The 10,128-nt window shown below is 34.8% G+C and carries 14 protein-coding genes; 12 read left to right on the top strand and 2 right to left on the bottom strand.

The window, feature by feature from the left end; translation table 11 throughout:
- Window positions 1-496 precede the first annotated feature (496 nt).
- The 12 genes from gcvT to KI369_RS13935 all read left to right on the top strand — a co-directional run bounded on the left by gcvT (window position 497) and on the right by KI369_RS13935 (window position 9,576).
- Window positions 497-1,597 (top strand): glycine cleavage system aminomethyltransferase GcvT, encoded by a 1,101-nt coding sequence (gene gcvT, locus KI369_RS13990; RefSeq protein WP_087956936.1) that lies wholly within the window; start codon window positions 497-499, stop codon window positions 1,595-1,597.
- 20 nt (window positions 1,598-1,617) lie between these two features.
- Window positions 1,618-2,961, top strand: coding sequence for an aminomethyl-transferring glycine dehydrogenase subunit 1 (gcvPA, locus tag KI369_RS13985; RefSeq protein ID WP_048531122.1), 1,344 nt, complete (start codon window positions 1,618-1,620; stop codon window positions 2,959-2,961).
- Window positions 2,958-4,433: an aminomethyl-transferring glycine dehydrogenase subunit 2 gene (gene gcvPB / locus KI369_RS13980; RefSeq protein WP_000795693.1), complete on the top strand. Its 1,476-nt coding sequence runs from the start codon at window positions 2,958-2,960 to the stop codon at window positions 4,431-4,433. Before gcvPA ends, gcvPB begins: the two co-directional genes overlap by 4 nt.
- Window positions 4,434-4,724: 291 nt before the next feature.
- Window positions 4,725-4,928, top strand: coding sequence for a DUF3929 family protein (locus KI369_RS13975; protein ID WP_212956354.1), 204 nt, complete (start codon window positions 4,725-4,727; stop codon window positions 4,926-4,928).
- A gap of 70 nt (window positions 4,929-4,998) precedes the next feature.
- Entirely contained in the window at window positions 4,999-5,190 is a 192-nt protein-coding gene (locus tag KI369_RS13970) for a hypothetical protein (protein WP_000535935.1), read from the top strand.
- Between the two features lie 118 nt (window positions 5,191-5,308).
- Window positions 5,309-5,683, top strand: coding sequence for a GntR family transcriptional regulator (locus KI369_RS13965; protein ID WP_212956351.1), 375 nt, complete (start codon window positions 5,309-5,311; stop codon window positions 5,681-5,683).
- 3 nt (window positions 5,684-5,686) lie between these two features.
- Complete coding sequence (locus KI369_RS13960; RefSeq protein ID WP_212956350.1) at window positions 5,687-6,559, top strand: ABC transporter ATP-binding protein; 873 nt, start codon at window positions 5,687-5,689, stop codon at window positions 6,557-6,559.
- Window positions 6,540-7,208, top strand: a complete 669-nt coding sequence (locus KI369_RS13955) for an ABC-2 transporter permease (RefSeq protein ID WP_212956349.1) — start codon at window positions 6,540-6,542, stop codon at window positions 7,206-7,208. Before KI369_RS13960 ends, KI369_RS13955 begins: the two co-directional genes overlap by 20 nt.
- Window positions 7,209-7,222: 14 nt before the next feature.
- The gene (locus tag KI369_RS13950; protein WP_212956348.1) at window positions 7,223-7,855 is read left to right on the top strand and encodes an ABC-2 transporter permease; all 633 of its coding nucleotides are present in this window, start codon (window positions 7,223-7,225) and stop codon (window positions 7,853-7,855) included.
- Window positions 7,856-7,915: 60 nt separating this feature from the next.
- On the top strand, window positions 7,916-8,530 hold the full coding sequence (locus KI369_RS13945; RefSeq protein ID WP_212956347.1) for an ABC-2 transporter permease: 615 nt from the start codon (window positions 7,916-7,918) through the stop codon (window positions 8,528-8,530).
- A 17-nt stretch (window positions 8,531-8,547) separates the two neighbouring features.
- The gene (locus KI369_RS13940; protein ID WP_212956346.1) at window positions 8,548-9,141 is read left to right on the top strand and encodes an ABC-2 transporter permease; all 594 of its coding nucleotides are present in this window, start codon (window positions 8,548-8,550) and stop codon (window positions 9,139-9,141) included.
- Window positions 9,142-9,387: 246 nt separating this feature from the next.
- Complete coding sequence (locus KI369_RS13935; RefSeq protein WP_212956353.1) at window positions 9,388-9,576, top strand: hypothetical protein; 189 nt, start codon at window positions 9,388-9,390, stop codon at window positions 9,574-9,576.
- Window positions 9,577-9,591: 15 nt separating this feature from the next.
- Here KI369_RS13935 and KI369_RS13930 read toward each other — a convergent pair whose 3' ends face one another.
- Together KI369_RS13930 and KI369_RS13925 are read right to left on the bottom strand one after the other, a co-directional pair.
- Window positions 9,592-9,849 (bottom strand): DUF3975 family protein, encoded by a 258-nt coding sequence (locus KI369_RS13930; protein WP_000265392.1) that lies wholly within the window; start codon window positions 9,847-9,849, stop codon window positions 9,592-9,594.
- 15 nt (window positions 9,850-9,864) lie between these two features.
- A partial coding sequence (locus tag KI369_RS13925) for a DMT family transporter (RefSeq protein ID WP_238484923.1) occupies window positions 9,865-10,128 on the bottom strand: 264 nt, incomplete at its 5' end.

Raw genomic sequence — 10,128 nt, 5'->3', positions numbered from 1 at the left:
TAAGCTAAATGATATAAATCCCAGTTTGTCCAGGGACCATCTTCGTCAATTCTATTTAAAAAATTGTTTTGCCACGTTCGATCTACGGAAATATCGACATTCATTACGACTCACCCACCTTTTATAAACTAAAGTAATTATTAAAAAAATCTTTATTATATAAACCTTGTAATAAGACGCTATTACACATACTAAAAGTTAAAGAATAGGCAAAGATAAAGGGCTAAATTTTGAAAGTTGTATGTAATAAGATTAAGAATAAAAAATTCTAAATTATTTTTTATGCTAGAATATTGATGAAATATAGCGAATAATGTTAGGATAATGGTGTGAAATGTGTGGAATCTTTCGTATTTTATCCAAGAAAGTGATTTTTTATTTACGCTTTCATAAAAAAATGTAATGAGATTCCGTATATCCTATCTTTTCAGAGTGAAAATGTTTAGATATGGCGAGCAACTTTTATTGATTTGTCAAAGCATAAGGGGGAGAGAGCATGATTACATTACAACGTACACCGTTATTTGATGTATACGCGAAGTATGGTGGGAAAACAATCGACTTCGGTGGTTGGGAATTACCAGTTCAATTTTCAAGCATTAAAGAAGAACATGAAGCTGTACGTACAGCGGCAGGTTTGTTCGATGTGTCTCATATGGGAGAAGTTGAGGTAAAAGGTGTAGATAGTTTAGCATTTTTACAACGTGTTGTTACAAATGACGTTTCTACCTTAAAGGTAGGAGGCGCACAATATACAGCTATGTGCTACGAAAATGGTGGTACAGTAGATGATTTATTAATCTACAAACGTGGTGAAGAAGACTATTTATTAGTAATCAATGCATCAAATATCGAGAAGGATTACGAATGGTTAGCTAGCCATGTAATTGGCGATGCAAAAGTAGTCAATGTTTCTAGTGAAGTTGCACAGCTTGCAATTCAAGGACCAAAAGCAGAAGGCATTTTACAAAAAGTTGTGTCAGAAGATTTGAAAGAAATTAAGTTCTTTAAATTTAAAAACGATATTCTTGTAGATGGAATTCCAGCACTTGTATCTCGTACAGGTTACACAGGTGAAGATGGATTTGAAATTTACTGTAAGAGTGAAGATGCTGCAAAACTTTGGGAGAAACTTCTTGAAGTTGGAGCAGAAGAAGGCTTAAAAGCATGTGGTTTAGGTGCTCGTGATACACTTCGCTTCGAAGCAACATTACCACTGTATGGTCAAGAATTATCAAAAGATATTACACCGATTGAAGCTGGAATTGGCTTTGCGGTAAAACCAAATAAAGAAGCAGATTTCTTTGGAAAAGCGACTTTAAAAGAGCAAAAAGAAAACGGTGCGCCTCGTAAGTTAGTTGGCATCGAAGTAATCGAACGTGGAATTCCTCGTACGCATTACCCTGTATTTATTGGAGAAGAAAAAATCGGTGAAGTAACGAGTGGTACACAATCTCCAACGTTAAAGAAAAGCATTGGTTTAGCACTAATTGATGTAAAATACGCAGCAGTTGATACAGAAGTAGAAATTGAAATTCGTAATAAACGCGTCAAAGCAGTAGTTGTTCCAACACCATTTTATAAACGTTCAAAGTAACGGGGAGAGGGGTAGATTTCATGTTGCATCGTTATCTTCCAATGACAGAAGAAGACAAAAAAGAAATGTTACAAACGATCGGCGTTCAAACGATCGATGAGTTATTCTCTGATATTCCAGAGAGTGTTCGTTTTAAAGGGGATTTAAAAATTAAAGAAGCAAAATCAGAGCCAGAGCTTTTAAAAGAGTTAACTCAAATGGCTAGTAAAAATGCTAACTTAAAAGAATACGCTTCTTTCTTAGGAGCAGGCGTATACGATCATTACGCTCCAGTAATTGTAGATCACGTTATCTCTCGCTCAGAGTTTTATACAGCTTACACGCCATACCAACCAGAAATTTCACAAGGGGAATTACAAGCAATCTTTGAATTCCAAACAATGATTTGTGAATTAACAGGAATGGATGTAGCAAACTCTTCTATGTACGACGGAGGTACAGCTTTAGCTGAAGCGGCAATGCTAGCAGCTGGCCATACTCGTAAAAAGAAAATTCTTGTATCTAGCGCAGTTCATCCAGAATCAAGAGCAGTACTTGAAACATATGCAAAAGGTCAACATCTTGAAGTTGTTGAAATTAATCATAAAGATGGTGTAACAGATTTAGACGTATTACAAAGTGAAGTAGATGATACAGTTGCTTGTGTAATCGTTCAATATCCAAACTTCTTCGGACAAGTTGAAAAATTAGCTGATATTGAAAAAATCGTTCATCAACAAAAATCATTATTTATCGTTTCTTCAAATCCGTTATCATTAGGCGCATTAACACCACCAGGAAAATTTGGTGCTGATATTGTAATCGGTGATGCACAACCATTTGGTATCCCAACGCAGTTTGGTGGACCACACTGTGGTTACTTTGCAACAACGAAAGCATTTATGCGTAAAATTCCAGGACGTCTTGTCGGACAAACTGTAGATTCAGATGGTAAACGTGGATTCGTATTAACGTTACAAGCACGTGAACAGCATATTCGCCGTGATAAAGCGACGTCTAACATTTGTTCAAACCAAGCGTTAAATGCATTAGCAGCATCAGTTGCAATGACGGCACTTGGTAAACAAGGTGTGAAAGAAATGGCACGTCAAAACATTTCTAAAGCACAATATGCAAAACGTCAATTTGAAGCGAAAGGCTTCACTGTAACATTTGCTGGACCATTCTTCAATGAGTTCGTTGTAGATTGCAAGCGTCCAGTGAAAGAAGTAAACGATGCATTATTACAAAAGAATATTATCGGCGGTTACGACCTAGGCCGTGATTATAAAGAGCATGAGAACCATATGCTTGTAGCAGTAACTGAGCTTCGTACAAAAGAGGAAATTGACACACTTGTAAACGAAATGGGGGCTATCCAATGAAGAACCAAGACCAAGCACTTATCTTTGAAGTGAGTAAAGAAGGACGCATAGGATATAGCCTACCAAAATTAGATGTAGAAGAAGTGAAACTAGAAGATGTGTTTGAGAGCGATTATATTCGAGTAGAAGATGCAGAGCTACCAGAAGTATCTGAACTTGATATTATGCGCCACTATACAGCACTTTCAAACCGTAACCACGGTGTTGATTCTGGATTCTATCCACTTGGATCTTGTACGATGAAATATAATCCGAAGATTAATGAGAATGTAGCTCGTTTCGCAGGATTTGCAAATATTCATCCGTTACAAGACGAAAAGACAGTACAAGGTGCAATGGAATTAATGTACGACTTACAAGAGCATTTAATTGAAATTACAGGTATGGATACTGTTACATTACAACCAGCAGCTGGTGCACACGGAGAATGGACAGGCTTAATGTTAATTCGTGCGTACCATGAAGCAAATGGCGACTTTAACCGTACGAAAGTAATTGTTCCTGACTCTGCTCACGGAACGAATCCAGCATCTGCAACCGTAGCTGGTTTTGAAACCATTACAGTAAAATCAAATGAACATGGTCTTGTTGACTTAGAAGATTTAAAACGTGTTGTAAACGAAGAAACAGCAGCACTTATGTTAACAAACCCTAATACATTAGGTCTATTCGAAGAAAATATTTTAGAAATGGCAGAAATCGTCCATAACGCAGGCGGTAAATTATACTATGATGGTGCAAACTTAAATGCGGTATTAAGCCAAGCGCGCCCAGGAGATATGGGATTTGACGTTGTGCATTTAAACCTTCATAAAACATTTACAGGCCCTCACGGCGGCGGTGGCCCAGGTTCTGGTCCAGTAGGTGTGAAAGCTGATTTAATTCCGTACTTACCAAAACCAATTTTAGAGAAAACGGAAAATGGCTATCGCTTCAACTACGATCGTCCAGAAGCAATTGGGCGCGTAAAACCATTCTATGGTAACTTCGGAATTAACGTTCGTGCATACACATACATTCGTTCTATGGGTCCAGATGGACTACGTGCAGTGACGGAGTATGCGGTATTAAATGCGAACTATATGATGAGAAGATTAGCACCATTCTATGATCTTCCATTCGATAGACATTGTAAGCATGAGTTTGTATTATCAGGTCGTCGTCAAAAGAAACTTGGTGTACGTACATTAGATATTGCAAAACGTCTGCTTGATTTCGGTTACCATCCACCAACAATTTACTTCCCATTAAATGTGGAAGAATGTATTATGATTGAACCGACAGAAACAGAATCAAAAGAAACATTAGATGGTTTCATTGATAAGATGATTCAAATTGCTAAAGAAGTAGAAGAAAATCCAGAAGTTGTACAAGAAGCGCCACATACAACGGTAATTAAACGTTTGGATGAAACATTGGCTGCACGTAAACCAGTTTTACGTTATGAAAAGCTAGCTCCTGTACAAGTTTGATTAGAATAACAAAGGAAGAACTCGCTATATGCGGGTTCTTTTTTTTATGGAGAATTTATGCAGAAGTGGTGAAGAAAATGTTAAAATTTTATATTTTTTGTTCCATAATGGTGTAAAGAAGCAGTTTCATAGGTGATTTTGTTGAAAAAGTCAGTTTGATAAAAGTATTTATTTTTGTTAGAATTTTATTGAAATTAAGAAGATGTAATGAGATTGCAATGACTCATTTTTATGTATATGTGAAAAAACGAGCAAGCAGGGGGTGAAAATGTGGGGTATCGGTGTTATAGAATGATATACCATTTAGAAAACGGAAAAACGATTAAAGATGTAAAAGAATTTTGTTATCGGGACCAAGGAAAAGTACTAGAAAGAGTAGCGCATCGCGTGATGGATAATAGAGAAGTGACGGCAATTGATCAGCAAGGAGCGATCATTTCAATAGCATGTGAGGACATTGTAAAGGTGGAACTTGATTACATAACAGAAAGTTAACCTTGAGTCATATCGAATTATTCGATAAAATATACTGTTGAATGGTGAAGTGAGAAGAGAGGAGTTTATCATGGGTAGTACAAGACACTTTTATATGTTTATCTTAGCGTTTGTTCTTGTTGTCGCATTAACGATTTATTTAATTGTTGATAGCACTTGGTACAACACAGTTCATCCTGCGTTCCTTCTGTTTATGTACGTAGGAATTGCGGTAGTGAGTTTCGGAATGAGAGATGAGATGTTAGATCGCTTTGAAAAGTGATACATATACGAAAGACCAACAGGAAAATGTTGGTCTTTTTTTCTTGCCAAAAATAGGATATTGTGTATATACTGTATATATAAAGTATATACAGTATATACACACACTGGAGGAAAACATGAATATTATTATTTCGAATTCTTCCCAAGACCCTATTTATGTGCAAATAAGAAAACAATTAAGCCAGCTTATTTTAAATGGTGGTTTAAAGGGTGGAGACCAATTACCGTCTATTCGTAGTTTAGCGAAGGAATTACAAATTAGTGTAATTACAACGAAGCGTGCGTACGAGGAGCTTGAAAAAGAAGGATATATAGAAACCGTTGCTGGGAAGGGGACTTACGTTTCACGTAAAAATAATGAATTACTAAAAGAACAACGGCTTCGTTTATTGGAAAGTAAAGCGGAAGAGATTGTAAATGAAAGTAAAGCGTTGCAGCTTTCACTTGAAGATTTACAGCACATGATTGCGTGTTTATATGAGGGGGAATAAAGGGTGTTAGAGCTAAAAAACGTTTGTAAAAGTTATCAAGATTTTGCAGTGAAAAATATAAGTTTTACGTTACCACGCGGATATATTATGGGATTTGTCGGACCGAATGGAGCAGGGAAAAGTACGACAATCAAAATGATTATGAATTTAATTCGAAAAGATAGCGGCGATATAAAAATTTTTGGCAAGGACAATAAGAAAGCTGAAAAGGAAATAAAACAAAATATTGGTTTTGTATATGATGAAAATCATTACTACGAAGATTTAACGTGTGAACAAATGAAACGTATTATTGCACCGCTATATAAAAAATGGGACGAAGAGCAGTATCAATCGTATATGTATAGATTGCAAGTTCCGAAGTATAAAAAAATTAAAGAACTATCAAAAGGGATGAAAATGAAATTTGCGATTGCTATCGCACTCTCGCACCACGCAGAGTTTATCATTATGGACGAACCGACAGCAGGATTAGATCCGGTTGTTCGAAGTGAATTACTTGATATGCTGCAAGAGATTGTAATGGAAGATGAAGTATCTGTACTATTCTCAACGCACATTACAACAGATTTAGAGCGCATCGCAGATTATATTACGTTCATCAACGATGGAGAAATTATATTTACTGGTGAAAAAGACGATTTAATGGAGAACTACGTAATGGTAAAAGGGAGTAACGATTTATTAGACCGAGAAGGAAAAGAACTATTTGTTGGATTACGAAAAAATAAGTTTGGTTTTGAAGGTTTAGCGAAGGATAAACAAACAATTATCGACTGGTTTGGAAATGAGGTTGTACTAGAAAAGCCTACATTAGATGACATTATCGTTTACACTGCGAAAGGGAGAAGTGCCTATGCGTCAGCTCGTATATAAAGATTTGTTCTTTTTTCGGGGGATATGGCCAGTGTATCTTATTATACCCTTTATATTCTTTTTATTTGAACCCGGTGAGGGAATGCTGTTTCCTATGAGTTGTTTATTTATAACTCTTTCCTCAGTTATTATATTAATCATAATAGATGAACGGAATACAAGTGACATTATGATTAATAGTTTACCGCTAAGTAGAAAGGATATCATAATTGCTAGATATATTTCCTGTGCAATATTCATTGTAGGGGGCATGATTTCTACTATGCTAGTTGTTTTTCTTATAAGGTGTATCGCTGTTATTGGTGATATTGGTGCATACTATCCTAAGCTTTATATTGAGATTTCATGGTATGAAGTAATAAATGGAATTGTTTATGCCGTATTTTGGATGGTCACCTTTTTCCCTATGTATTATGTTACAAAATCAAAGGCGGTAATAAGTATAATAGCAGCAGCTTCAATAATAGTTAGCGGGATACTTTGGATATTTATTAGTGATGGACTGAAGGAAGTAGCACCTTCATTCCTTGATTGGATTATGAATCCTCTGCATATTGGTGTATTTATAGTTGGATTCATTGCATTAGTCAGTATTTATATCGCTTCTATGTTTCTTACAATTAAAATTTATGGAGCGCGTGATTTATAGAGAGGGGAATTCAGATGCAACAGTTGATTTTGAAGGAGTTTTTCTTACAAAGAAAAATGTTTCTTATCTATTTGATCTTACCAATATACGGAGCATTCCAAAACTCTATAGAACCATTTCAAATGGCGTATGTTTGTTTTGCAATATGTCTTTTGATGATTTCAATCTCTTTATCAAATGAAGAGAAAAATAGTACGGAAAAAATATTAGTAAGTCTACCTTTTACTAGAAAAGATATTGTCATTGCGAAATACATATCGACACTATTTTTTATGGCATTCAGCTTAATCATTACATTCGTATTCTTTATACTCCCTGTATTTATATTAAAAGAAAATATAAATATTCCTTGGTATGCAGCATTTATAGCTATTTTCTTTTCTGTTCTGTATGCTGTTATGATTCTTCCAATAAAATATAGTGAAGATAAGCGAACGGTTACTATGCTGGGATTAGTTATGCTTTTTCCTATAATAGGTTTACTAGGATTTATGTGCAATATATTTACGGATGAAAGGCTTATGTTAATGATTTTTCGAACTTCAGATGTGTTATTAGTTATTAGTATTTTGAGTATAGGCGCGTGTGTAAGTTATTTAGCTTCAATGTTTATAGCTATTGTGAGTTTTAAAAAGAAAGAGCTCTAATCCTTCTTATATAAAAACTAATAAGTGATGTTAAGGAATTGGTTTAGTGAGGTGTAATACATGATCAAGCAACTAATCTTGAAAGACATGATGTTGCAAAGAAAGTTAAGTTTTGTGTATTTAATATGTTTGTTTTTCCTTTCTATTGTTGATTTTCGTAGTGATAGTTTTCTGATGACGTTTATTATGTTTATACCTGTTCTTGGAATGATGCTGTCAATGAGTTATGAGGATAGGAATAAAAGTGAAATGATAATAAATAGTTTACCGTTTCAGCGTAAAGAAATTGTCATAGCAAAATACATATTTGTAAGTATTTTAGTTACTCTAGGTGGAGTTTTCTCACTTGTGATCCAGTTGCAAAATGAAAATACAACTGCGTTTATGCTATGGGGAGAGATTCTTGGTGGAATAACGGGAGGATTGGTTTATAGCATAATCGTACTCCCAATCGAATTTTCAGTAGGATATAGCAGTGCAAAACAAATTGCTCCCTTCATCGGAATTGCATTTGGTTATTTAAGTGGACTGATTGTAAGTAACGTATGGTTAGATGTAGAGAATGTTTGGAACACGAGTCTTGTTGTAAATAGTTGTTTTATAGCAGGATTGCTTCTTTTATATGTTATGTCTATGTTACTCTCAATTAATTTGTATAGTGAGCGTGATTTGTAATAGGGAGGAGAATAGCTTTGAAACAACTAATCTTAAAAGATTGCATCGTTCCATGGAAATTCTTAATGTGGTACATACTCTATCCGATTCTCTTTTATATGGCCTTAAAAGATACAGGAAATGTATTCGTAATGATGTCGGTCATTTTTACAGTTATGGCGACGATAAAAACATTTAAAGCGGATGGTAAAAATGAGAGTGAAATAATAGTAAATAGTTTACCGATAGTGAAAAAAGAAATTGTATTTGCAAAATATGTCGTATCAATTATTATTCTTTTTATAAGTGTATCAATTGGTTGTTTTACGATGGGGATAAAGAATGGAACTAATATATTTGAATTTATTGAAACAACAGTGTTTACTAGTATTAGCTTTATTTTAGTGTATTTAAGTTTTGTTCTACCGATATCGTTTTGGCTAGGATATAAAAAAACTATTTTTATTACGATAGTCATATCCATGGCACCGATTGTTATTGTAGAAACTTTGTTTCAAATCAACCTAGAACAAATTCAATTATATAACAGCATGTTATTCGTTAGTTCAATATGCATGTTCATAGTATCTATCTTCGTTTCAGTGAAATTGTATGAGAAGAGAGAATTTTAAAAGGTGCCCTATAAAAGGCACCTTCTTCAATAACGACAATAGGAAAGTAAGAGTTTATAAACAGAGAGGCTGTTTGGTACAACATCTTTTGGAGTATGTAATATAAAGCTGAAAACGATAACGAGAATAAGAAAGAGGAAAAATAAAAATAGGATTTGCTTATGTATAGAATTTTGCATATTATCCACTCCTTTTTTAGGTAGTATGTCCAAAAGAAAGGAGTGTATGAAAAATGTTAGGGGGAGAATGATGAATAAAAGAAAATGGTTATATAGAATAGGGGTACTTTTCGTTTCAATCGGTCTCATATTAGCAAATTTTTATTCAGATATCCCAACACCATTTCCTAATTTGCATAAAGAGATTGGTATGAGTATTGCCATAGTTGGTCTACTTTGTCTTATTACATCAAATTTCTATAAAAAATCTAAATAGACATAAAAAGGACAGTTACTCTTTTTCAGAAGTACTGTCCTTTTTAAATAATTTATTCCATAGTTTGGCGATACTCCATATAATGACGATTGCAATGGAGGCAATAACTGACCAAACAATAGATGCAATTTCAAGTGCCATGCTAGGAAGGAAGGTAAGAATGGATACTACTTTATGAAACAACCATTCTATTATATGAAAACTGATTTGCAGTAGAATGACGATTCCGAGTGTAATCCATGCTAACATTTGTTTTCCTTTTTCTTTCCACATGACATTCACCTCACGTTAGCTTAATAGTTTTAAGCCAACAGCGCCGCATAGAATGCAGCTTAAGAAGGCAAGACGACGCCAATCCGCTGATTCACGGAAAATAAGAATACCTAGAAGTGCACTTCCGGCAGTTCCGATTCCAGTCCAAATTGCGTAAGCAGTTCCCATCGGTAATGTGTCCATCGCAAGAGATAAGAAGAAGAAGCTTACGCCGAAGTTAGCGATTAAAATAACTTTTGGTGCCCAGCCTTTCTTTTCAGTGGCTACTTTCATAAAGAG

Origin of the sequence: Bacillus sanguinis (assembly GCF_018332475.1) — a bacterium.
In the GTDB taxonomy this organism is placed as follows: Bacteria; Bacillota; Bacilli; order Bacillales; family Bacillaceae_G; genus Bacillus_A; species Bacillus_A sanguinis.
Note: the sequence above shows the minus strand (reverse complement) of the source record. Positions and strands in the feature narration are given on the sequence as shown.

Bases quoted from the DNA above. Each gene is read 5' to 3' on its own strand.
- gcvT (WP_087956936.1), top strand. From the start codon at position 497: ATGATTACATTACAACGTACACCGTTATTTGATGTATACGCGAAGTAT.
- gcvPA (WP_048531122.1), top strand. From the start codon at position 1,618: ATGTTGCATCGTTATCTTCCAATGACAGAAGAAGACAAAAAAGAAATG.
- gcvPB (WP_000795693.1), top strand. From the start codon at position 2,958: ATGAAGAACCAAGACCAAGCACTTATCTTTGAAGTGAGTAAAGAAGGA.
- KI369_RS13975 (WP_212956354.1), top strand. From the start codon at position 4,725: ATGATATACCATTTAGAAAACGGAAAAACGATTAAAGATGTAAAAGAA.
- KI369_RS13970 (WP_000535935.1), top strand. From the start codon at position 4,999: ATGGGTAGTACAAGACACTTTTATATGTTTATCTTAGCGTTTGTTCTT.
- KI369_RS13965 (WP_212956351.1), top strand. From the start codon at position 5,309: ATGAATATTATTATTTCGAATTCTTCCCAAGACCCTATTTATGTGCAA.
- KI369_RS13955 (WP_212956349.1), top strand. From the start codon at position 6,540: ATGCGTCAGCTCGTATATAAAGATTTGTTCTTTTTTCGGGGGATATGG.
- KI369_RS13950 (WP_212956348.1), top strand. From the start codon at position 7,223: ATGCAACAGTTGATTTTGAAGGAGTTTTTCTTACAAAGAAAAATGTTT.
- KI369_RS13945 (WP_212956347.1), top strand. From the start codon at position 7,916: ATGATCAAGCAACTAATCTTGAAAGACATGATGTTGCAAAGAAAGTTA.
- KI369_RS13935 (WP_212956353.1), top strand. From the start codon at position 9,388: ATGATGAATAAAAGAAAATGGTTATATAGAATAGGGGTACTTTTCGTT.
- KI369_RS13930 (WP_000265392.1), bottom strand. From the start codon at position 9,849: ATGTGGAAAGAAAAAGGAAAACAAATGTTAGCATGGATTACACTCGGA.